This window comes from Paraburkholderia fungorum, assembly GCF_046027215.1.
Classification (GTDB): Bacteria; Pseudomonadota; Gammaproteobacteria; order Burkholderiales; family Burkholderiaceae; genus Paraburkholderia; species Paraburkholderia fungorum_D.
The window spans coordinates 3,184,970-3,207,039 of record NZ_JAQQEN010000001.1 but is presented as its reverse complement, the minus strand read 5'-3'; the positions used below and the strand labels follow the sequence as shown (position 1 = coordinate 3,207,039).

General features: G+C 61.1%; 18 protein-coding genes. 12 read left to right on the top strand and 6 right to left on the bottom strand.

The genetic code is table 11. The annotated features are described in order from the left end of the window. Window positions 1-30: 30 nt before the first annotated feature. The 10 genes from PQR27_RS14200 (at window position 31) to PQR27_RS14155 (ending at window position 12,460) form a co-directional block, all read left to right on the top strand. Window positions 31-1,311, top strand: a complete 1,281-nt coding sequence (locus tag PQR27_RS14200) for a Zn-dependent hydrolase (RefSeq protein ID WP_408524252.1) — start codon at window positions 31-33, stop codon at window positions 1,309-1,311. A gap of 129 nt (window positions 1,312-1,440) precedes the next feature. After that, on the top strand, window positions 1,441-2,790 hold the full coding sequence (locus tag PQR27_RS14195) for an NAD(P)-dependent oxidoreductase (RefSeq protein WP_408524251.1): 1,350 nt from the start codon (window positions 1,441-1,443) through the stop codon (window positions 2,788-2,790). A gap of 67 nt (window positions 2,791-2,857) precedes the next feature. Further along, window positions 2,858-4,207 carry an NAD-dependent dihydropyrimidine dehydrogenase subunit PreA gene (preA, locus tag PQR27_RS14190; RefSeq protein ID WP_408524250.1) on the top strand — a complete coding sequence of 450 codons (1,350 nt, stop codon included), beginning with the start codon at window positions 2,858-2,860 and terminating at the stop codon, window positions 4,205-4,207. 116 nt (window positions 4,208-4,323) lie between these two features. Continuing rightward, window positions 4,324-5,835 (top strand): NCS1 family nucleobase:cation symporter-1, encoded by a 1,512-nt coding sequence (locus PQR27_RS14185; protein ID WP_154559077.1) that lies wholly within the window; start codon window positions 4,324-4,326, stop codon window positions 5,833-5,835. Window positions 5,836-5,887: 52 nt separating this feature from the next. Next, a complete protein-coding gene (hydA, locus tag PQR27_RS14180) occupies window positions 5,888-7,339 on the top strand; it encodes a dihydropyrimidinase (protein WP_408524249.1) in 1,452 nt (483 codons plus the stop codon). Between the two features lie 357 nt (window positions 7,340-7,696). Further along, entirely contained in the window at window positions 7,697-9,448 is a 1,752-nt protein-coding gene (locus tag PQR27_RS14175; protein ID WP_408524248.1) for a S8 family serine peptidase, read from the top strand. 26 nt (window positions 9,449-9,474) lie between these two features. Then, a complete protein-coding gene (locus PQR27_RS14170) occupies window positions 9,475-9,966 on the top strand; it encodes a hypothetical protein (RefSeq protein ID WP_408524247.1) in 492 nt (163 codons plus the stop codon). Window positions 9,967-10,213: 247 nt separating this feature from the next. Beyond that, a complete protein-coding gene (locus PQR27_RS14165) occupies window positions 10,214-10,993 on the top strand; it encodes an amino acid ABC transporter substrate-binding protein (RefSeq protein ID WP_408524246.1) in 780 nt (259 codons plus the stop codon). Window positions 10,994-11,015: 22 nt separating this feature from the next. Beyond that, the gene (locus PQR27_RS14160) at window positions 11,016-11,693 is read left to right on the top strand and encodes an amino acid ABC transporter permease (RefSeq protein WP_408524245.1); all 678 of its coding nucleotides are present in this window, start codon (window positions 11,016-11,018) and stop codon (window positions 11,691-11,693) included. Next, entirely contained in the window at window positions 11,693-12,460 is a 768-nt protein-coding gene (locus PQR27_RS14155; RefSeq protein ID WP_408524244.1) for an amino acid ABC transporter ATP-binding protein, read from the top strand. Before PQR27_RS14160 ends, PQR27_RS14155 begins: the two co-directional genes overlap by 1 nt. Before the next feature lie 330 nt (window positions 12,461-12,790). Here the strand turns inward: PQR27_RS14155 and leuA are convergent, their stop codons facing one another. Continuing rightward, complete coding sequence (gene leuA / locus PQR27_RS14150) at window positions 12,791-14,512, bottom strand: 2-isopropylmalate synthase (RefSeq protein ID WP_408524243.1); 1,722 nt, start codon at window positions 14,510-14,512, stop codon at window positions 12,791-12,793. A 267-nt stretch (window positions 14,513-14,779) separates the two neighbouring features. Next, window positions 14,780-15,646: a class I SAM-dependent methyltransferase gene (locus PQR27_RS14145; RefSeq protein ID WP_408525489.1), complete on the bottom strand. Its 867-nt coding sequence runs from the start codon at window positions 15,644-15,646 to the stop codon at window positions 14,780-14,782. A 283-nt stretch (window positions 15,647-15,929) separates the two neighbouring features. Between PQR27_RS14145 and PQR27_RS14140 the strand changes: the two genes are divergently transcribed. Continuing rightward, window positions 15,930-16,250 carry a hypothetical protein gene (locus PQR27_RS14140; RefSeq protein WP_408524242.1) on the top strand — a complete coding sequence of 107 codons (321 nt, stop codon included), beginning with the start codon at window positions 15,930-15,932 and terminating at the stop codon, window positions 16,248-16,250. 127 nt (window positions 16,251-16,377) lie between these two features. On the opposite strand, the gene PQR27_RS14135 is transcribed toward PQR27_RS14140, so the two are convergent. After that, window positions 16,378-16,992, bottom strand: coding sequence for a cadmium resistance transporter (locus tag PQR27_RS14135; RefSeq protein ID WP_408524241.1), 615 nt, complete (start codon window positions 16,990-16,992; stop codon window positions 16,378-16,380). Window positions 16,993-17,229: 237 nt separating this feature from the next. Here PQR27_RS14135 and PQR27_RS14130 point away from each other — a divergent pair, with 237 nt between their 5' ends. Next, window positions 17,230-17,754, top strand: a complete 525-nt coding sequence (locus PQR27_RS14130) for a hypothetical protein (RefSeq protein WP_408524240.1) — start codon at window positions 17,230-17,232, stop codon at window positions 17,752-17,754. 58 nt (window positions 17,755-17,812) lie between these two features. Here the strand turns inward: PQR27_RS14130 and PQR27_RS14125 are convergent, their stop codons facing one another. The 3 genes from PQR27_RS14125 to PQR27_RS14115 form a co-directional block, all read right to left on the bottom strand. Continuing rightward, window positions 17,813-19,696, bottom strand: a complete 1,884-nt coding sequence (locus PQR27_RS14125; protein WP_408524239.1) for a glycosyl transferase family 1 — start codon at window positions 19,694-19,696, stop codon at window positions 17,813-17,815. A gap of 310 nt (window positions 19,697-20,006) precedes the next feature. After that, window positions 20,007-21,275 carry a DUF3443 domain-containing protein gene (locus tag PQR27_RS14120; RefSeq protein ID WP_408524238.1) on the bottom strand — a complete coding sequence of 423 codons (1,269 nt, stop codon included), beginning with the start codon at window positions 21,273-21,275 and terminating at the stop codon, window positions 20,007-20,009. Window positions 21,276-21,322: 47 nt separating this feature from the next. Further along, window positions 21,323-21,787, bottom strand: a complete 465-nt coding sequence (locus PQR27_RS14115; RefSeq protein WP_408524237.1) for a DUF2844 domain-containing protein — start codon at window positions 21,785-21,787, stop codon at window positions 21,323-21,325. Window positions 21,788-22,070: the final 283 nt, after the last annotated feature.

Genomic DNA, 22,070 nt, shown 5'->3' with positions numbered 1-22,070 from the left:
CATGTCGATTCACCGAAAGGAGCGAGACGAATGGACGCGGTATCCGAAGCGCTGAAACACCCTGAACCCGCTACGTCGATCAAGGTCGACGGCAAGCGTCTCTGGGACAGCCTGATGACGATGGCGAAGATCGGCGCGACGCCGAAAGGCGGTGTTTGCCGCCTCGCGCTGACCGATCTCGACAGGGAGGGACGCGACCTGATCGTCAGTTGGGCGAAGGAAGCGGGTTGCACGGTCAGTGTCGACCAGATGGGCAATGTGTTCATGCGCCGCGCCGGGAAGAATCCAGACGCGCTGCCGGTGATGACTGGCTCGCACGCGGATTCGCAGCCGACCGGCGGCCGCTTCGACGGCATTTACGGCGTGCTCGGCGGCCTCGAAGTGATCCGCAGTCTCAACGATCATGGCATCGAGACCGAGCATCCGGTTGAAGTGGTGATCTGGACCAATGAGGAGGGCTCGCGCTTCGCGCCGGCTATGGTCGCCTCGGGCGTGTTCGCAGGCGTTTTCACGCTGGAATACGGCTTGTCGCGCAAGGATGTGGACGGCAAAACGATCGGCGAAGAACTCAAACGCATCGGCTATGCAGGCGATGTTCCATGCGGTGGCCGGCCCCTGCATGCGGCATTCGAATTGCACATCGAGCAAGGACCGATTCTCGAAGCCGAACGGAAAACCATCGGCGTGGTGACCGATGCGCAAGGTCAGCGCTGGTACGAAATCACGCTGACCGGGCAGGAAGCGCATGCGGGCCCGACACCGATGCCACGCCGTCGCGATGCGCTGCTTGGCGCCGCGCGCGTGGTCGATCTGGTCAATCGCATCGGGCTTGACAATGCGCCGTTCGGTTGCGCGACGGTCGGCATGATGCAGGTCTATCCGAACTCGCGCAACGTGATTCCTGGCCGCGTGTTTTTCACCGTCGATTTCCGTCATCCGGACGATGCGGTGCTCGCAAAGATGGATGCCGCGTTGCGCAAAGGCGTGGCCGACATCGCGAACGGTATTGGCCTCGACACCGAACTCGAACAGATCTTCTATTACGCGCCAGTCGCTTTCGACGCCGCCTGCGTGAAGTCCGTGCGCGCCGCGGCTGAACGCTTCGGCTATCCGCATCGCAACATGGTGTCCGGTGCGGGACACGATGCATGTTATCTCTCGCAAGTCGCGCCGACTTCGATGGTGTTCGTGCCGTGTGTGGACGGCATCAGTCACAACGAGATCGAAGACGCCACCTTCGAATGGATCGAAGCGGGCGCGAATGTCTTGCTGCACGCGATGCTCGAGCGAGCGTGCGAGCCGGTTTCATAAGGCTTCTGCAGTAACGGTTGCGGTCGTTTCACCAGCCTCACCGTAGTGCCCATAAAACATGCCGCCCCGGCTCCGCCATTGCGCAGCCGGCGGGACCGGCTACGTCCTCACATCGAAGAAGGAACGTGTATGGCCATCAAGCAAACCGGCGACATTGCCCCTCAACGCCTGTCGCCCGATCAGCTTTCGTGCGAGTTCGCCGACATCGCGCCGTTGCTCGACGCGAGCGCCGCGGCCGCTGCGGCGAGCCGTTGTCACTACTGTTACGACGCGCCTTGCGTGAATGCGTGTCCGACCCAGATCGACATTCCCAGTTTCATTCGCAAGATCAGTCACGGCAACCTGAAGGGTGCGGCCGTCGATATCCTGTCGGCCAATCCGATGGGCGGCATGTGCGCGCGCGTTTGCCCGACCGAGATTCTTTGCGAGGGTGCTTGTGTGCGCAACCATCAAGATGCGAAGCCGGTGGCGATAGGTGCGCTGCAACGTCATGCCACTGATTGGGCGATGGCGGGCGGCGAGCCGTTGTTCAAGCGCGCGGCTGAAACCGGTCGGCATGTCGCGGTGGTGGGGGCGGGGCCTGCGGGACTCGCGTGCGCGCATCGCCTTGCACTCGCTGGCCATAGCGTGACGATCTATGACGCCCATGAAAAAGCAGGTGGCCTGAACGAATACGGCATCGCCGCGTATAAAACCGTCGACGATTTTGCGCAGCGGGAAGTGGAATGGCTGTGCTCGGTCGGCGGCATCGAAATAAAAAACGGCATGGCGCTTGGGCGTGAGTTGAACCTCGACGCATTGCGCAAGGAACATGACGCCGTGTTTCTCGCTATCGGCCTCACCGGCGTGCGCGCATTGGCGATGGAAGGCGAGGACCTGAGCGGTGTGATGAACGCAGTGGACTTTATCGAACAGGTGCGTACCGCGAGCGACTTCGGCACGGTGCCGGTCGGGCGGCGCGTGGTCGTGATCGGCGGCGGCAATACCGCGGTCGATGCCGCCGTGCAGAGCCGCAAGCTCGGCGCAACCTCGGTGACGATGGTGTACCGGCGCGGCGTCGAATCAATGAGCGCCACGTGGGCCGAGCGCGACTTCGCCCAAACCAACGGCGTCACGCTCGTTACCCATGCGACGCCGATGCGTTTGATCGGTGAGAACGGCGTGGTCAGCGGCGTCGAATTCGAACGCACGTCGAGCGAAGGCAGTCAGGAACGCTTCATCGTCGACGCCGACATGGTGCTCAAAGCGATCGGCCAGACGTTGGTGCCGGTCGGGATTGAACGCGAGCTCTTGACGCTGGACGGCAGCCGCATCGCAGTCGATGCAGATGGGCAAACCTCCTTGCCTGGCGTCTGGGCGGGAGGCGATTGTGCGGCCACCGGCGCGGTGGATCTTACGGTGCAAGCGGTGCAGGACGGCAAGGTCGCAGCAGCCGCGATCGATGCACAGTTCGCCCGCACCGCCGTCAAAGCCGCATAAGCCCGTAAGCGTCGCGATATACGACGACAAAGCGAAGACAAAAACAGCAGTCCCCAAGGAGCCGAACATGGCCGATTTGCGCTGTACGATTGCCGGCATTACCTCGCCGAATCCTTTCTGGCTCGCCTCCGCGCCGCCGACCGACAAAGCCTATAACGTGAACCGAGCATTCGAAGCGGGCTGGGGCGGCGTGGTGTGGAAGACGCTGGGCCTCGACCCGCATGTGGTAAACGTCAGCTCGCGCTATGGCGCGGTGCAATGGAACGGTCAGCGCATTGCCGGGCTGAACAATATCGAACTCATCACTGACCGTCCGCTCGACATCAACCTTAAGGAAATCGCCCAGGTCAAACGCGACTGGCCCGACCGCGCGATGATCGTCTCGCTGATGGTGCCCTGCAACGAACGCGACTGGAAATGGATCCTGCCGCTCGTCGAAGACACCGGCGCCGATGCGGTCGAACTGAATTTCGGCTGTCCGCACGGGATGAGCGAGCGCGGAATGGGCGCGGCCGTGGGCCAGGTGCCCGAGTACGTGGAGATGGTCACGCGCTGGGTCAAGGAGGGCACGAAGCTGCCGTGCCTCGTCAAACTCACGCCGAACATCAGCGACATCCGCGTCAGTTCGCGTGCGGCCTATAAGGGCGGCGCGGATGGCGTGTCGCTGATCAACACGATCAACTCGATTGTCGCGGTGGATCTCGATGCGATGGCACCGCTGCCGATGGTCGATGGTAAAGGCACGCACGGCGGCTACTGCGGCCCTGCTGTCAAACCGATTGCGTTGAACATGGTCGCGGAAATCGCCCGCGACGTGGAGACGCCGAATCTGCCGATCTCCGGTATCGGCGGCATTTCAACCTGGCGCGACGCGGCCGAATTCATGGTGCTCGGCGCGGGCAGCGTGCAGGTCTGCACGGCGGCGATGCACTACGGCTTCCGGATAGTCTCCGACCTCGCCGACGGTCTGTCGAACTGGATGGACGAAAAGGGCTACGCGACCCTCGACGATATTCGCGGCCGCGCGGTACCGAACGTCACTGACTGGAAGTACCTCAACCTCAAATACGACATCAAGGCGCGCATCGATCAGGATAAATGCATCCAGTGCGGCCTGTGCCATATCGCCTGCGAAGACACCGCGCACCAGGCGATCATGAAAGAAAAAGATGGCGTCCGGCATTTTGAAGTGATGGACTCCGAATGTGTCGGCTGCAATCTCTGTATGCACGTGTGCCCGGTCGAGCAATGCATCACGATGGAGCGCGTGGACAACGGCGAGTATGCGAACTGGACGACGCATCCGAACAACCCCTCGCGCGTGAATGCGGGCGAGCCGCAGAAGGCGGAGACGGCGCCAGCCGCCGAGCACGCCCATGCGCATGCAACCGTGGCAACTGCAGCAAAGGCAGCCTGAAGCGTCAGACTGCCATAGATAGCCGATGCGCATGTACTGAAGCTGGGTTTTTCCCAAAGGTCCGACGCGCCCTCAGAAGTCGCGCGGGTCTCAACGATCTTAGTGGAGATCTATCGATGAAGCAGACAGCGCAACCCGTCGATCCGCAGTTCGCGGCCGGCGCGCAGGGCAGCAGTCTCTATAACGACGACCTTGCGCCGACCGGCGTCGCGCAGCGTACGTGGAGGTGGTATCACTTCGCCGCGCTCTGGGTGGGGATGGTGATGAACATCGCGTCGTACATGCTCGCGGCCGGTTTGACGGAAGAGGGCATGTCGCCGTGGCAGGCCGTGGCGACCGTGCTGCTCGGCAACCTGATTGTGCTGGTGCCGATGTTGCTGATCGGTCACGCAGGCGCGAAGCACGGCATTCCATATGCGGTGCTGGTGCGTTCTTCATTCGGCACGCAAGGCGCAAAACTGCCGGCGATGCTGCGGGCGATTGTTGCGTGCGGCTGGTACGGGATTCAGACGTGGCTGGGCGGCAGCGCGATCTACACGCTGCTGAACATTCTGACCGGCAATGCGTTGCACGGCGCGGCATTGCCGTTTCTTGACATCTCGCTCACGCAGCTCGCGTGTTTCCTGGTGTTCTGGGCGCTGCAGATCTACTTTATCGTGCATGGCACGGATTCGATCCGCTGGCTCGAAAGCTGGTCCGCGCCGATCAAGATCGTGATGTGCATCGCGCTCGTATGGTGGGCGACCTCGAAAGCGGGTGGGCTCGGCTCGATGCTGTCGGCACCATCGCAGTTCGTACCGGGCGGCAAGAAAGAGGGCATGTTCTGGGCGACGTTCTGGCCCGGACTCACGGCCATGGTCGGCTTCTGGGCCACGCTTGCGCTCAACATTCCCGACTTCACGCGCTTTGCCAAAACGCAACGTGACCAGATCATCGGCCAGTCGATCGGCTTGCCGGTGCCGATGGCTTTGCTCTCGGTGATTTCGGTGGTGGTGACCTCGGCCACGGTTGTGATCTACGGCAAGGCGATCTGGGACCCGATCGATCTGACAAGCCGTATGACCGGCATTGGCGTCGGCCTCGCGTTGATCATTCTTACGCTCGATACGATGTGCTGCAATCTGGCGGCAAATCTCGTCGGCCCGGCCTATGATTTTTCGAGCTTGTGGCCCAAGGGCATTTCTTATCGGGTCGGCGGCATGATTACCGCGACCATCGCGATCGTGATGATGCCGTGGAAGATTCTCGCCACTACGCAAGGGTATATCTTCACGTGGCTGGTCGGCTACTCGGCCTTGCTTGGCCCGGTGGCGGGCATTCTGATGGTCGACTACTTCCTGATTCGGGGCACGCGCCTCGACCCGCGTGAACTGTTCGACGAGCATGGTGAATACAGCTACACCGGCGGCTGGAATATCGGCGCGGTGGTGGCGCTCGTGATCGGCGTGCTGCCGAATCTGCCGGGCTTTCTGCATACGGCGTTTCCGGCTTCGTTCCCGAACGTGCCGGCGATCTTCAATACGCTCTATACGTATGCGTGGTTTGTCGGACTCGCGTTGGCGTCGATCGTATACAGCGCGTGGATGAAGCTGAGCAAAGGACCGAGTGCGCGGGTGGCGAGCGCATGATCTGAATGCGATACGTAGCAATGAAACCAGCAGTTCATAAGGAGGCGGCAACATGACGACCCTGATTCGCGGCGGCACGGTGATCGACGCGGAGCGCGCGTACCGTGCGGACGTGTTGTGTGCGGACCCGCAGGACGGCGGCACGATCCTGCAGATCGGCGTGGACCTGGAGGCGCCCGCGGGCGCCACGATTGTCGATGCGGGCGGGCAGTACGTGATGCCTGGTGGCATCGATCCGCATACGCACATGGAATTGCCATTCATGGGCACGACGGCCAGCGACGACTTCTATACCGGCACAGCGGCGGGCTTATCGGGCGGCACGACCAGCATCATCGATTTCGTGATTCCGAGTCCGAAGCAGCCGCTGCTGGACGCCTTCAAGGAATGGCGCGGCTGGGCAGAAAAGGCTTCTGCGGACTACGGCTTTCACGTGGCGGTGACATGGTGGGACGATTCTGTGTATCGCGACATGGGCACGCTGGTGCATGAGCATGGTGTGTCGAGTTTCAAGCACTTCATGGCCTACAAGAACGCGATCATGGCCGACGACGAAGTGCTGGTGAATAGCTTCTCGCGTTCGCTCGAACTCGGCGCGCTGCCTACGGTGCATGCGGAGAACGGCGAACTGGTGTTCCAGTTGCAGCGCCAGTTGCTCGCCAAGGGCTTCACGGGGCCGGAGGCGCATCCGTTGTCGCGGCCGCCCGAAGTGGAAGGCGAGGCCGCTAATCGGGCGATTCGCATTGCGCAGGTATTGGGCGTGCCGGTTTATATCGTCCACGTGTCCTCGAAAGATGCGGTCGATGCAATTGCGCGAGCGCGCAGCGAAGGCTTGCGTGTGTTTGGCGAAGTTCTGCCGGGCCATCTGGTGATCGACGAGGCAGTGTATCGCGACCCCGACTGGACCCGGGCCGCGGCGCATGTCATGAGCCCGCCGTTCCGTTCGGCGGAGCATCGGGAGGCATTATGGCGGGGACTGCAGGCGGGCCAGTTGCATACCACGGCGACCGACCACTGCGTGTTCTGCGCATCGCAGAAGGCCATGGGTCGTGAGGACTTCACGAAGATCCCGAACGGCTGCGGCGGTGTTGAAGACCGGATGGCGGTCCTGTGGCATCACGGCGTGAATTCCGGGCGTCTGACGCCGAATGAATTCGTCCGCATTACGTCGACCAACGCCGCGCAGATTTTCAATTTGCATCCGCGTAAAGGCACCGTGCAAGTCGGCGCCGATGCCGACCTGGTAGTGTGGGACCCGGCGGCGAGCAAAACCATATCGGTGAAGACGCATCATCAGAAGGTCGACTTCAATGTGTTTGAAGGCATGACGGTGCAGGGTGTGGCGATGCACACGCTGACGCGTGGCGCGCTCGCATGGACTAACGGTGAACTGCGGGCCGTGCGCGGTGCGGGGCGGTATCTGAAGCGTCCGCCTAATCCGGCTTACTTCGACGCGATCCGGGTTGCCAACAAACTGAAGGAGCCGCATCCCGTGGAACGATAAGCGGTGACGGGTTCAACGTTGAACGTCTTCGGAACTATTCAGGAATAACGGGCGCATGGCGCCCGTTTTCTTTTCCTCGCCCTATTCGATCATTTCCGCTGAGTCCCAATTTCTCTGCATGTCGCGTCGCGGCAGCGAACGTTTCTACAAAACTCCCACCTTCTACAAAATCTCTGCACAAAACGCCACATTTCCAGGCGCACGTGCTGAATACAATTAATCAGACATGCAAATCAAGTGAATTCAAGCGTTCATGCTGAACGTTGAAAGATTCCATGCGAACGGACGTCCACGAGGACTCTGAAAAGGGCTTTCGAATTTCAGATTTCATGTACTGACGCAATTCAGAGGTGAAGAATGAAACACTTGGGATATGGATGGGTTGGCGTGGTCTTTTTGAGCGGTATGGTCGCGGGCTGCGGTGGGTCGTCCGACGACGGCAGGCCCGGGGAATCACTCTCTCAATACCAGTGGCATTTAAAGAACACCGGGCAAACTGCCTTCTCCACGCTGCAAGGTTTGGCGGGCATGGACCTGAACGTCGAGCCGATATTTCGCGAGGGAGTCGTTGGTAAAGGCGTCAATGTACTGGTGCTTGATGACGGGATCGACATCAAGCATGTGGATCTTGCTGGTAACGTCGCTGCTTCGATGCTTTACAATTTTGACCCCAACGCGGCAAATGCACTCGATCCGACGCCACCGCCGGCGGATGGTCACGGCACTGCGGTGGCGGGATTGATTGCCGCAACTTCGATAAAGAATTCAGGTGTTCGAGGGGTCGCTCCGGGCGTTCGATTGGGCGGCGCAAGATACATTGGAATTGATTCGCGTTATTCACGGGTAGTTGATAAGTTCGATGCTTATGGCGGAGCCCCATTTTCGCGTTATGCCGACGTCTTCAATGCATCGTTCGCGAAGTCGCCAACAGTACCCCTTGATTTTCTTCCGGGTGTGACAGTTGAATCTCTTGTGATTGAAGGGTTGGAGCGACTGCGCGATGCGAAGGGGGCCATTTTCGTCCAGGCCGCTGGCAATGAATACCGGGCCAACGAGAACGATGCGGCCGTTTGCGCCCGTTCGCGCGAGGTGGGCATCAGTTGCTCAAACGCCAACCTCGACCCTGACAGGACGATGCCTCAGGTCATCACAGTTGGCGCACTCAATGCATTCGGCGTGCGTTCGAGCTACTCCACTGCCGGATCGAATCTGCTTGTATCCGCATTCGGCGGTGAATACGGAGGACCGACCGGGCCGGCGATTGTGACGACGGACCTGATGGGTTGCGATCGCGGCTCGACCAGACGCGGCGTTCCACCCAAACCGCTCAACGATTTTGACGACCCTGATTCGAAAATCGGCAAGGCGCTAAATCCATCTTGTAACTACACTTCGACGTTCAACGGCACATCGGCAGCGGCACCGATGGTGAGCGGCGTGGTTGCATTGATGCTTGGCGTCAACCCGAACCTCACCTGGCGCGACGTGCGATTCATCCTGATGAAAACAGCAAGAAGAGTCGACGCGCAACGTAAGCCGATTGAAGTCTCCTTGTCTTCTGGAGAGAAGTATATTCCCGAGCCCGCGTGGACCCGCAACGCTGCGGGCTTGTGGTTTGACAATCAATACGGGTTTGGGCTTGTCGATGCAACGCAAGCGGTCAGGATGGCGAAAAGTTACAACACCTATCTCAAGGGAAGGATGGCAAGCACAGGTGAAGATCTGACGTACGAAGCGCCTCAGGATGGAGAAGGGCTATCCGTTCCGATTGGTACGGCCACTGGCGTAGACATACCGCTGTCCTATCAGAAGACCCGGGTCGGAAGAATCGAGGCGGTCCAACTGACGATGTCGATGAATGACGCGAGCATGCGCGATCTCGCAGTTGAACTGATATCTCCAGCGGGGACCCGCAGCGTACTAATGAACGCGTACAACGTTTTTTCGGAGAAGCCCACGAAAGTGGAGATGTTCACGCTCGCGTCGAACGCCTTTAACGAAGAATCGGCGAGCGGCACCTGGAAGTTGCGACTTATCGACACGAACTCCAGGCGAGGCTCGCAGCCGGCGCGGCTGAAGGGTGCGTTGTTGCGGGTATATGGTCACTGATACGGCTACCAATCGGGTGAATTGACATGAAAACGAAATCCCTTCTTCTCATGGCGGCTGCATGCGCCAGCTTTTGCAGCCCGTTTATGGCGCGAGCACAGAATTCTCAGGCATTGAAGCCGGGGCAGATTGCGCCGGCGGATATCGTTGAGCAGGTCCAGAACCAGAACCCGGTGAAGATCGGTTCTGTCTCTGTGAGGACCCTACCCCCGAGCAGTACGCGGGCGCAATCTGGCGGTTCAGAACAGTCGACACTTGTTCTGCGGTCGACGGACAATCTGATCGGCGTGAGCGCTAACGAACTGGTGGTGATTTACAAGGAGCCCAAGGCTGTTCAACTGAAGGTCGGGGAGTGGCTCAAGGATGCGACAGTTAAGACTTACGAGGATCATGGGCTGGTTGTCATACGGTTGAAGCGTTTCGCAGATATCCAGCCCCTCCAGTTGCGGCTCGCGGAGCTTTTTCCCGGCGCACGTTTCGATCTGCCGGTGACATACTTCAGAAATGAGGCGAGGTAACGAATGGATCATTCATCGGCTGCGGCAAGTAGTCTCTCGCACCCTCGCGTTACCGTGAATTGCCACGGAGGCGTTTTCGGTCTAGCTTATTCCTCCGTGGCATATCTAATAGCCGCAAAATGCGTTGTGAAAACAAAGGCCGTTTGCTACAGTCCGCCCACTCTGCCGGGCTCGACGGGCCGCTGGCGGAAACTGCCGAACCCAAAGACCCAGCCACCGACGTAGCACACCTTACGGAGCCCACCTGATGAAGTCGATTCGTTCCATTCTGCTAATCGCGCTGTTGCAAGCCGTGACCGTGAGTTCGGCGTTTGCCGCAGACGGGCTCGCGCAGATCAAGTCTTCCGGCGTGTTCAGGATCGGCACCGAAGGCACCTATGCACCGTTCACGTATCACGACGAATCCGGCAAACTGACCGGTTTCGATGTCGAGATCGGCACGGCGATCGCGCAACATCTGGGTGTCAAGCCGCAATTCGTCGAAGGAAAGTGGGACGGCCTGATCGCCGGTCTCGACGTGAACCGCTACGACGCGGTGATCAACGAAGTCGCCGTCACTGACGCACGCAAGGCCAAGTACGATTTCTCAGACCCGTACATCACATCGCACGCGGCGCTGATCGTGCGGTCGGACAACACCACGATCAAGACGTTCGACGATCTGAAGGGCAAGAAGTCGGCCAACACGCTGACCAGCAACTTCGGCAAGATTGCGGCGGCGCATGGTGCGGAAGTGATTCCGGTGCAGGGCTTCAATGAATCGATCGACCTGTTGACCTCCGGGCGGGTCGACGCGACCGTGAACGATTCGCTGTCGTTGCTCGACTTCAAGAAGCACAAGCCAGACGCCAAGGTAAAGATCGTCGCGCTCGATAGTTCTTCGGAGAGTGACAAGTCCGCGGTGTTGATCCGCAAGGGCAATCCCGAGTTGCAGGCCGCGATCAACAAGGCGCTCGCGGACATCCGCAAGGACGGCACCTACGAGAAGATATCGCAGAAGTATTTCGGCAAAGACGTCTCCCAATAAGCGTCACCTGCGAGCCTGAATCATGCCAGCCTGGTTGCATTTGATGGCGCATTCACTGTGGCCCCTGCTGTATGCGGGGCTCGTGTTCACCGTGCCGCTGACGCTGGTATCGTTCGCGATCGGGTTGGCGTTAGCCTTTATCGTCGCGCTGGTGCGACTGTTCGGGCCGCCGTCGGCGGTCGCGGTTGTACGCTTTTACGTATGGCTGTTTCGCGGCTCGCCGTTGCTGGTGCAACTGTTTGTGATTTTCTACGGACTGCCGAACGTCGGCATTGTGCTCGACCCATTGACGGCGGCGATCATTGGTTTTTCGCTGAATGTCGGCGCGTACAACTCGGAAGTGATCCGCGGGGTGATCGAGTCGATTCCGAAAGGCCAGTGGGAGGCGGCCTATTCGATGGGGATGACGCGTACGCAGGCATTGCGACGCGCGATCCTGCCGCAGGCGGCGCGTGTGGCGTTGCCGCCGTTGTCGAACTCGTTCATCGCCCTGGTGAAGGACACCTCATTGGCCGCGGTGCTAACCGTGCCTGAAGTATTTCAGGCGGCGCAGCGGATTGCGTCGGTCACGTATGAACCATTGATTCTCTATACAGAGGCGGCGCTGGTTTATCTGGTGTTCAGTTCGGTGTTGTCTTCCGCGCAAGTCAGGCTTGAGCGCAAGTTCGGCCGTCACGCACTTTTCCAGGCGGGCAACTGATGATCCGACTGGAAAAAATCGACAAGTATTTCGGCGAGCACCGGGTGCTGAGTTCAGTGGATCTGAAACTCGCGTCGGGCAACGTCACGGCGTTGATCGGTCCATCCGGAAGCGGGAAGAGTACGTTATTGCGCTGTGTGAATCTGCTGGAAATTCCCGAATCCGGTTCGCTTGAACTCGGAGATCAGCGACTCGAGTTCAGCCGCGAGCAAAAACCGTCACGCGAAGCCGTGCTGACGATACGGCGCCGCACGGGCATGGTATTTCAGAATTTCCAGCTGTTTCCGCATTTGACTGTCCGCCAGAACGTGATGGAAGGCCTGCTGACGGTGTTGAAGTGGAGTAAGGAAAAGGCGCGCGTGCGGGCGGACGAATTGCTGGAGAAGGTTGGCATTGCGCACAAAGCGGACGCGTGGCCCGTGACGCTTTCCGGTGGCCAGCAGCAGCGTGTAGCGATTGCACGCGCATTGGCGCCATCGCCGGAGGTGCTGTTGTGCGACGAACCTACTTCCGCACTGGACCCCGGTCTTGCCGCGGAGGTGGTCGAAGTACTCAAGCAGCTTGCCGCGGAAGGCATGACCATGTTGATGGCGACGCACGATTTGCGCCTCGCCGCAACGATTGCGCGAGACGTAGTATTCCTGAGCAACGGCGTAATAGTGGAAGCGGGTCCATCGCGGGATATTTTCATGCAACCACGCGAAGCGGAGACCGCACATTTCGTATCGACGCTAACGCACAGCCTGCCAGACGCATGGACCCGATAAGACGGCCGGGAGGGATAAACCAGGACCGCCCTACAAGCAAATCAGTGCACGCCACCACGAAAATAACCATGGGTTTCCCTGGCAGACCCAACCGCGACGCACGCAGTGCGGAGTGGGAGCGGATGACGGCTGTGTCACTGGCGCTAATGGACCGCGGTGTGATCCGTTAATCGCACCACAATCCCCTCCAAGCCAGGAGACCCGCTTAAATGTTAGCGGTGTGAGCCGCTTTCTTTTGCCTACTTTTCTTTGCGGCTGGCAAAGAAAAGTAGGTGCCGCCCCGCACAGGGGCAACGCTAATAGACCACCAGCAACAGAACCGCCAGAGGCTCAAACCACCAGAGACTCATCACGAGCACTCATAGCGACATCAAAAAACGCCCGCTGCGCAGCAGCAGAATCAACCCGCCCATAAGCGCGATTCACCCCACTGATAACAGCCCGAATAGAAGCCGTCACCAGGTTGGCATCGATGCCAACCCCAAACGCGCTGCCGGCCACATCCGCCCCTGCCATCTCGGCAATAGCAACCGCGCGAGCATCCGCGCCCTGAGTCAAAGCACGCTCTTCATAGTGCTGAATCCTGACCGGCACCCCCATCGCGTGCATCAACGCATCCAGCGGCCCATTCCCCGCGCCGCTCAAAACCCGCCGTGAGCCATGAATCTCGACAGTAAGCTGGATCCGCGCGCCATCGCCCTGTTCGGACAAGTGGTGACCGATATACCGCACAGGGGCCGCACTGTGCACGTACTCCTGCTGGAACAGTTCCCAGATCTGCGAGGACGTGACCTCCTGTCCACTATCGTCGGTATAACGCTGCACAGCGGAGCTGAAATCCACCTGCAGGCGCCGCGGCAACACAACCCCATAGCCCTGCTCGAGCAGAAACGCAATGCCGCCCTTGCCGGACTGGCTATTCACCCGGATGACGGAATCATAGGTACGGCCGAGATCGCTCGGGTCGATCGGCATATAAGGCACTTCCCACATCGCGTCCGGTTTTTGAACCGCAAAGCCTTTCTTGATCGCATCCTGATGCGAACCGGAGAACGCGGTGAACACGAGATCGCCGACGTACGGATGGCGCGGATGAATCGGCAATTGCGTGCATTCCTCCGCCGTGCGAGCGACTTCATTGATGTTCGAAAAGTCGAGACCAGGATCGACGCCTTGCGTGTAGAGGTTCAACGCGAGCGTGACGAGATCGACGTTGCCGGTGCGTTCACCATTGCCGAACAGGCAGCCTTCGATACGATCGGCTCCAGCCATCACCGCGAGTTCGGCGGCAGCCACGGCAGTACCGCGGTCGTTATGCGGGTGCACGGACACGATCAACGAATCGCGGCGCGCGAGATTGCGGTGCATCCATTCGATCTGGTCGGCGTAGACGTTCGGCGTCGACATTTCGACGGTGGCCGGCAGGTTGACGATAGCTTTGTGTTCGGGCGTCGGTTGCCAGATGTCGAACACGGCGTCGCACACTTCCTTGGCGAATTCGAGTTCGGTGCCGCTGAAGACTTCGGGACTGTACTGAAACGTGAAGTTCGTTTCCGGTGTGGCATCGGCGATCCGCTTCATTGTGCGGGCGGCGCTCTGCGCGAGCTCCTTGACGCCGCTTTTCTCCAGACCGAACACGATGCGGCGGAATTCCGGCGCCGTCGCGTTGTACAGATGAACGATGGCGCGCGGTACGCCACGCAGCGATTCGAAGGTGCGTTCGATCAGATCGTCGCGGGCTTGCGTGAGTACTTCGATGGTGACGTCGTCCGGAATATGGCCACCTTCGATCAACTCTCGCACGAAATTGAAGTCGGTCTGCGATGCGGCCGGAAACGCGACTTCAATTTCCTTGAAACCGATTTGCACCAGGGTCTTGAACATGCGCATCTTGCGCTCGGCGTCCATCGGCTCGAACAGCGACTGATTGCCGTCGCGCAGGTCGGTGCTCATCCAGATCGGCGCGTGCGTGATGGTGCGCGACGGCCACTGGCGCTCCGTCAAATTGACGGGGTTGAACGATCGGTATCTGGTAGCAGGGTTCTTCAACATTTTCATCATCCTTGGATTCGACAAGCTGGGCAGTCGACCGGACGACGAAAAGGCAAAAGCAGGGCCGCCGGTCGGAAACCGGGGCTGGGTCAGTTACTGGGGAATTGAGCGGTGCTTCGGGTGTATCAGATAGAAGCGCGCAGCAGCAGACCTAGCCCGGTAGAGGGGGCTAGTAGTAGCGATAGGATGGTCTGGGCACGGTACATAGCGTGCAATAGGACCACATTATTGGGATCGCGTCAAGCGCCACGCGGTCCGACTGCGCCGCTACTTCGGCTTCACGAAGCGCAAAGTCATCCGGTCCGATTCGCCGATCGCCGCATATTTCGCCCGGTCGAGGTCGCCGCCCTCGTAAGTGGGCGGCAGCGACCAGACGCCGTGCGGGTAATTTTTCGTGTCGCGCGGATTGCTGTTGACTTCGCTTTGGCCCACCAGCTGGAAGCCTGCTGCGCGAGCATGCTCGATCACATAGGCCTCGGTCACATAGCCGGTGTCGATGGTCTGTTGCAACGACGTGCCGGGTGCCGCGCGATGCTCCTCAACGCCGAGGATGCCGCCCGGTTTCAGTGCGGCGAAAAAGGCGCGCAGGTTCGCGTCGATCTGTCCGTCCTTGATCCAGTTATGGATATTGCGGAATGTCAGGACGCGGTCGACGCTGCCGTCGGCCGGAAAACCGCTGAACTGGCCCGCACGCAGCGTGCCGACCACCACGTTGCCGTAGACCGCGGGTGTGGCCGCGAGCTTGCTTGCGAATGCCGCGCGCCCCGCCTGTTCTTCCGCCGCCGCCGAGGCGTCGGGGCTGTCGTATTGCGCCTCGTACAGCATGCCGTGATCGTGCAGATAGGGCGCGAGGATGTCCGTGTACCAGCCGCCGCCCGGTGCGATCTCCAGCACACTTTGCGACGGCGCGATCTCGAAGAATTGCAATGTTTCCTTTGGATGGCGGTAGACGTCGCGCGCGCGGGCTTTGTCGCTGCGCTGCGCGCCGGAGATGGCGGCGTCCAGCAGGCCAGGGTTAGCCGCAGCGGACGGCGCTGTTGCGGGGGCGGCACAGGCTGCCAGCAGCAGCGCCGCGCTCAATACCGCGAGCGTATGCAGCAGCGCGCGGGCTTTGCGAGTAGGGTAGGCGTTCATGGCAGCTATTATCGGGCCCGCTTCGTCCGGAAAGAAATCGGTAATCGGCATAACGATATGCGGTTGCTGAATTTGTGGCATTCGGGCATTCCGGCGTTTTGGGCCTGACGGTGTGGCATGCCGCTCCGGTTGTCGGTGGCGGGTGTCGGCAGGGTATCGCCGAATCCGAAAGTCAGTGTGGCGCGTATAACCGTTGTGATCAGCATCCGCCGCACGCGAACGCTCGCGTGCGCCAACCGCGGACACGGTCTCCTTTCTTCATTTCACTTTGCTGGAGGCAGGTATGAAACGAACTTCGAGGGTAGGGCGCGCCTGGTTGTGCGCAATTGCGTGCGGGGTTGCGGCGCAGGCCGGAGCGCAGGGGCTAAGCGTGCAGGACGACATGAGCGCGCCACAAAACAATACGCGCCTGATGCCGAATGCGGCGCGCGGCAGCGAATATCCGTCGCACGGCAATCAGCAGGCGGGTGAGATGAATCTGAATCCGACCGATCCGCGCGCGCAACTAGTCAATGGCTTGCCGAACAATACGCAATCGGGCGGGTACGGTTCGCCGCTCGCCGGCGTGCGTACTTACGTCCAGCCGCAACAGCCGTCGAATTGAGCGCTGGCGTGGGGACGGTCGTGCTGCCTCGCGCTGCCTCGTTGCAGCGCATCTTTGCACGGCCCCTGCCGTTTGGCGCCGGGCTGACTGACCGCTAGCCAACTGCCGATAGCCCGCGCCCCAGCGCTCAGATGCCGAACACGATCCGCAGCGTATCGTTCTGTACGATCACGGAGACGCCGATAATCAGCAGAATCAGCGGCAGCAACGCCGTACCGTAGCGCCGGATCGGCGCGCCCAGCAACGGGTGCTCCACCAGCCACACCGCGCCGGCACACCAGAGGCCGATCATCACGATAAATACCAGCGAGATCAGCGCGCCTTCGCTATGCGAATGAGCCGCGTACAACGGCACGTAGACGGCGAGGTTGTCGGAGCCATTGGCGACGGCGACACACGCTACCGTCCACCAGGACGAGCCGTTTATCGATGCCGGCGTGCCGGCCGCGTCTCCTTCATCCTCACCACGCTCGCTGCCCGGACCAAATCGCGCCCACGCTTTGCTCAGGCCCACACCGATTGGCAGGATGCCGAGCAAACCGACGTAGCCAGCCGGCAAGCGTGCCAGCAGCGCGGCAAACAGGATCGACCCCGCGATCAGGGTCAGCGATCCTGCGTACTGGCCGGCGATCACGCGGCGCCGATCGCCGCCCGCTTCGGCGAGGAATACGAGCAGCACGAACAGGTTGTCGATATTCGTGGCGGCATAGGCCGCGATGGCGAGCAGGGCAAGACTGAACATACGGGAAAGCCGGTCAACGCGTGGTGGTGAAAGTGAAGCTGTACCCGTTAAGCTGGGTCAGGGGAGATGCGGCCGCGCATCGCGGACATGGCGGCCGGTCAACACGATGCCGATGCCCGCCGCCGCGGTCAAGCCGTCGGCGGATCCGGTTCGACGCGCCCGTCTGGCTGGCGACCGCGCGGCCGGTCCGCCAGCCTGTAAGCTACAATTGCCGACGGCCTGTAAAACGGAACATCAATGAAGATTCGGATTCTCTCTATCGCCTGCGTCACGACCGCTGCCGCGCTGCTGGCGGCCTGCACGGCCGTCTACAAGAACTCGGACGCATGCGAGCAGTTGATGCGAAGCAAGCTGGCTGAAACGTCGCCGGATACGCTGAAGATCGCCCATACGGGGGCCGGCATCGACGGCTCGCGGGTGGTCGTCGAAGGCTCGATCGAGCATGTGGTCACGGCTTCGGATGTTACGGCATCCGCCGGCACCGCGGCCTCCGCCGCGCAGGTGGCGAATGCGCCTCGTATGGCTTCTGCCGCTGCTGCGGCGTCTGGCGCGATGGCTTCAGGTGCTTCGGATGCTTCCGCCATCCTGGCCGCGTCAGGAGCCGAAGCCGCCTCGCTCAAACCGGCCAAACCGAAGAAGATCACCACGGCCGCTGCCGCCGAGTGCACCTTCCACGGCCCGGCACTGAATGTGTTCAGCTGGCTGGCTCCGGCGAAACTCGCCGCACCGTCCGATGCGGCTGCAAGCGAAGCCACGGAATAGCGCATCGCTTTCAAAGGGCGCGAGCGACACTCGCCAGCACCCGCTTCACCTCGATATCTCAGGCCGTCACCTTCGCGTGACGGCTTTTGTTTTCGCGCACCAGTTTCAGCACGTTCTTGCCAAACGCCTGCGGCTGTCCTTCGAAGCAACGCTGTACCGCCTGCGTGTCGATCAGACGCTGCCGCAGCGCGATGCGCTCTTCATGCTGATCGATCAAACGCACGGCGGCGGCGATATAGGCATCGACGCTGTCGGCGACGTTCCATGACGGCATGCCCACGCGCTCGAACAGCGCGCCGTCGATCCGCTCGAACACTTCCGCTCCGCGCTTGCACACGCCGGGCAGGCCGAGCGTGAGGGCGTCGACGATACCGTTGGTATTGCCGAACGGAAACGGGCTGATATACAGGTCGGCCTGATTGACGCGCGTCAGATAAGCCGCGTAGTCGTGAAAGCTATGCACGATGGCGCCGGGCACCGCGAGTTTGATGACCTCGCGCATCCGGTCGAACGACAGGCCGGACGGCAGGCCGGTCATGAAATGCAGTTCGACAGGCGTCGCGGCACGCGCGCGAATTTCACGGCAGGCGTCGAGGAAGCCTGGGTTGAGCTTCATGGCGCTGGCGGTAACGATGACCTGAAGCGTGTCTCGCCGCGGCGGAATCTGCGCGACGATGTCGGGCAACGCGACGGACGGCCGGTATGGCTGCCCGTTTTTCGGCAGTTTCATCAGACGTTCGCTGAAACAGGCCGGATCGCCGACATAATCTTCTTCGACGCTGATGTAATCGATGCACTCTGAATGCGTCGTTGCCGGATGCCCCAGCCCGGCGATCTGCAACGGTGCAATGCGCAGATTCGACATAAACACCGTCAGCACGAACATGCCGACGCTCGGCATATACAGCACGTCAGGTTGATGCTCCGCCGCGAACTCGCGAATCGTGCGCATACATTCGCCGATGTAGTCCGGCTGCTCGAGTTCGATGAACCGGTCGAAGACTGCCCGGCCGACCTCGTCGACCGCGTAGCCGAAGCCGAACGCGATCACTTCGAAATGCTCGCGCGCGGCTTCGAGCGTGCGCGAATGCGTGCGGTAGATCGAATGGGCGCCACTGAACCACTCCAGCACGACCACCATCAGTGGCTTCTTGCGCCGGGGCTTGTTCTGCGTTTGCGGCGTCGCGGCTGGCATGGGCGTTGACGTTGGCAAATCGGTCAGGCCCAGCTGGTCGAGTTTGCGGCGCACGAGAACATCGATGTCCTGCTTGATGGCATGGCGCTGCGGCGTGTCCGCATAACTGCAGAACATATAGGCGTTGTGCAGCACGGCCGTGGGCAATGCGTCGAGGTCGTCGATCTGGCGCAGTTTGCCGGGCAGCCATTCAAGCAACGCTTCGCGCTTGCCATGGGCGGTGGCGGAGCCCTGGAAAACCGGCGCCAGCAGGGCGAGCGCGAGGTTGGCAGCGAGCATTTTGTCGCGTGACCACAGCGCTGCGAAGTCCAGCTCGAGTTCGGATTCGTTCGAATAGAGCAGGCACAGTTTCTCAGTGTGGCGATCGCCTGGCAGGAACTGTTGGTCCGCCTCGCCGCGCGGATTCAGATAGCGGGCGATGTGATCGGCGTTGCCGGGGCCTGCGGCCGAAAAAAGCAGGCCGAGCCATTCGTGCAACGTGAAGAGCAAGCGGAGAAACTCGTGTTGAGGCTGGAAGCCGGGGTCGGCGAAGAGCGTAGATGTCGCGCTGACCAGGCGGCTATAAAACTGTTTGCGCTGCAAATCCGCTGGCAGGCCGGGCACACACGATGCCTGGAAATCTCCATCCAGTTCGCCCCGTTTATGCGACAGCAGCGCGAGCGCGCCGATGAGCTGGAGGGCGGCTTGATCGTACGAGCGGGTGTAGACGAGTTGCTCGAAGCGGTCGAGCGAAAAGGAGAGAGCCATGATGTCGAACGAATTGAAAATCGGTGAAACGAGCGGCGGAGGGCTTTGATAAGCGCGGGGCAATATCGAAGCGGCGGCAGATTATTGCAGCCGTGGTGTATCAAATTTGTGCGCGGGCGGAGACTGGGAAATTTCTCGCGGTCTATCGGCGGATTCCGTGCGAGGCGCGGATGTGGCGCAATGCGGCCTATCCGCGCTGATAGGGCGGCCGCCTGATGATCGTCTGGTTTCGGCTGGGGCGTTTGCAACGCGGCAGCGGCAACAGAATGCCGGCGCTGCGTTCCCAACGCCGGCATTTAAGGTGGTTCAATCAGAACGCATAGTAAGGGCCTGTCCCAGCCGATGTCAGCCGCGAGGCGATCGCCGTGTAGACACGACGTCCAAAAAAGAACGGCAAGCCCCATCCGAAGCTGTTGCTGGCAATACCGGCCAGGTTGTTGAACGCGTTATTCGACGACGCAAACAGCGTGCGCGAATTGCCAATCGCAAACGATACGGAAATCGACGCCCCATTTGTGCCGACGATAAGCGCGTTGGCCGGTTGCGTCGAGCTCGGGCAATACCAGTAACCGCATTGCGGCAATCCAGTATTGCTGAAGAACAGTCCGTTAGAGCCACTGTCGACATAGCTTTGCGCATAGGTCTGGCCGTCGCTGGTCGTGCTCACGTAACCCGTCTGGGTATTCGCCTTGACGACGGTAGCGCTTCCGAGCGTGTTATTTGCCTGGGTGTCGATGCCGAAGGTCATCGAGCCCGAAACGGTGGCTGCGCCGGCGTCGGGGATAGGCGGCAGCTCGATGACGACGCCGTTGTTGTCCAGCGCGAAGCGGCTGACCGGATTGGTCACCTGTTGCGCGAGGGCTTGCGCGGTGGCGAGACAGGCGCCGCTTGCGTCGCAACTGTAATACCAGCGTGGCGGTGCGGCATTGACGCAGTTGCTGCCGCAGTCGGCCGCGAACAGGCCGACGCCCAGAATGCCGTTGGCGCGCAGTCTCGCGACGCTCAGCATGGCCGGACCCGACGCCGCGCAATCAGCGGGCACGCTGGGCAGCGTGGGGTCGGCGATCACCTGGATGGAAATCGATGCGGCGAGTTGGCCGGCCATGCGGACGTCCGCGCTGCGCACCGCGCCCCATGCGTAGCCACCGCCGAAAACCGCGCACTCGCCCGTGACTGCGCTGCCCGAACCCACGGCGGCAAGCTGAAGCTGAGCCGGCACCGCGGACGCGAGAATCCGCAAGCCGTGCGAACCGGTGTCGACCTGAATATTGTCGATGGTCGCGCAGTTCGTGGTCCCCGGCTGACAGACGGTGACACTGGTCGTCAGCATGTTGCGCGTCAGGCCCGGTGCTGTGCTGACTGTAATCGGCTGGACGTTCGGCGTATTCGACTGCGGCACGGAGTTGGGAGTGTCGGTGACGTCGGCCGCGGCCGGTGCGCTCGCCGCAGCGGGGCTGCTGGCCGGACTGCCGGAACCGCCCGAGGCTGAGGCAGCGGTCGTGCCGCCGCCACCACCGCCGCAACCCGCGAGTGCGGCGCAGACGACCAGCAAGGCAGAGAGATGAGTGGAGATCTTCATGGCATCCTGGGAGGTCGTCGCGGGCTTTTGCCGAGTGCTTGGGCCGATCAGCGGAAGTCGGCGGACGTCACGCCGGATGGCACGGCCGCCGGTAGCCATGCGCGGCCCGCATAGCCGCGCATCGGGCCGCCGGATTCCACGATCACGTCCGGCCTGACCACCCGTGAGGCGTGCAGATTGCCGGTTGCCGGCGAGGCGGCAGCGCCGGCCCGGTAGGAGGCGGCGTATTTGCCGAGCAGCGCGTTCATATCGGGCATGGTCGGCCCCTGCCACGTGTAAGCGATGATCTCGCCCGTGCTCGTCGCGTATTCGGTGATGGTCGTATTGCCGGCGTCGACCCGCATGCGCATGCGCAGCGCGCCGTTCAGCAGGATCTGCGGCGCGGCGGCCGAGGCACCCGGCTCGGTGGACATCGTGCCGCCCAGTTCGGCACGCACGTCGGCGCTGACAAGCAGCGCTGCAAGCAGCATGGCCGAGGCGGGGACGGTCAGTGAAAAAGAAAGATCTGGCATGGCAATGTGGCTCGCGGTTGAGGCTTCAGCCTTTATCGAGATGGCCAGTTCAAGGTAACACCGGGGCTTTGTAGCGGTTATCAGAGGCGACGCAAGTGGCTCCGCGCAATCTCGAAAATGACTCTGTATTGGGAGTGGAAAAGTTGTTTGTAATCAATAATCTGACGAAAATGTAGGAAACGTCCGATTGTCGTTGGGGAAATGTTGTGAACTGTTAAATCTGCGGGCTGGCAAGACGGCCGGAGACAGGGTTGGCAACCGGTTTTCCATCGCCACGAGCTCG

Excerpts from the sequence above, each read along its gene's own strand:
- PQR27_RS14200 (WP_408524252.1), top strand. The coding sequence starts at position 31 with ATGGACGCGGTATCCGAAGCGCTGAAACACCCTGAACCCGCTACGTCG.
- PQR27_RS14160 (WP_408524245.1), top strand. The coding sequence starts at position 11,016 with ATGCCAGCCTGGTTGCATTTGATGGCGCATTCACTGTGGCCCCTGCTG.
- PQR27_RS14115 (WP_408524237.1), bottom strand. The coding sequence starts at position 21,787 with ATGCCAGATCTTTCTTTTTCACTGACCGTCCCCGCCTCGGCCATGCTG.
- PQR27_RS14140 (WP_408524242.1), top strand. The coding sequence starts at position 15,930 with ATGAAACGAACTTCGAGGGTAGGGCGCGCCTGGTTGTGCGCAATTGCG.
- PQR27_RS14135 (WP_408524241.1), bottom strand. The coding sequence starts at position 16,992 with ATGTTCAGTCTTGCCCTGCTCGCCATCGCGGCCTATGCCGCCACGAAT.
- PQR27_RS14165 (WP_408524246.1), top strand. The coding sequence starts at position 10,214 with ATGAAGTCGATTCGTTCCATTCTGCTAATCGCGCTGTTGCAAGCCGTG.
- PQR27_RS14185 (WP_154559077.1), top strand. The coding sequence starts at position 4,324 with ATGAAGCAGACAGCGCAACCCGTCGATCCGCAGTTCGCGGCCGGCGCG.
- PQR27_RS14175 (WP_408524248.1), top strand. The coding sequence starts at position 7,697 with ATGAAACACTTGGGATATGGATGGGTTGGCGTGGTCTTTTTGAGCGGT.
- PQR27_RS14125 (WP_408524239.1), bottom strand. The coding sequence starts at position 19,696 with ATGGCTCTCTCCTTTTCGCTCGACCGCTTCGAGCAACTCGTCTACACC.
- PQR27_RS14145 (WP_408525489.1), bottom strand. The coding sequence starts at position 15,646 with ATGAACGCCTACCCTACTCGCAAAGCCCGCGCGCTGCTGCATACGCTC.
- PQR27_RS14130 (WP_408524240.1), top strand. The coding sequence starts at position 17,230 with ATGAAGATTCGGATTCTCTCTATCGCCTGCGTCACGACCGCTGCCGCG.
- leuA (WP_408524243.1), bottom strand. The coding sequence starts at position 14,512 with ATGTTGAAGAACCCTGCTACCAGATACCGATCGTTCAACCCCGTCAAT.
- PQR27_RS14195 (WP_408524251.1), top strand. The coding sequence starts at position 1,441 with ATGGCCATCAAGCAAACCGGCGACATTGCCCCTCAACGCCTGTCGCCC.
- preA (WP_408524250.1), top strand. The coding sequence starts at position 2,858 with ATGGCCGATTTGCGCTGTACGATTGCCGGCATTACCTCGCCGAATCCT.
- PQR27_RS14155 (WP_408524244.1), top strand. The coding sequence starts at position 11,693 with ATGATCCGACTGGAAAAAATCGACAAGTATTTCGGCGAGCACCGGGTG.
- PQR27_RS14170 (WP_408524247.1), top strand. The coding sequence starts at position 9,475 with ATGAAAACGAAATCCCTTCTTCTCATGGCGGCTGCATGCGCCAGCTTT.
- hydA (WP_408524249.1), top strand. The coding sequence starts at position 5,888 with ATGACGACCCTGATTCGCGGCGGCACGGTGATCGACGCGGAGCGCGCG.
- PQR27_RS14120 (WP_408524238.1), bottom strand. The coding sequence starts at position 21,275 with ATGAAGATCTCCACTCATCTCTCTGCCTTGCTGGTCGTCTGCGCCGCA.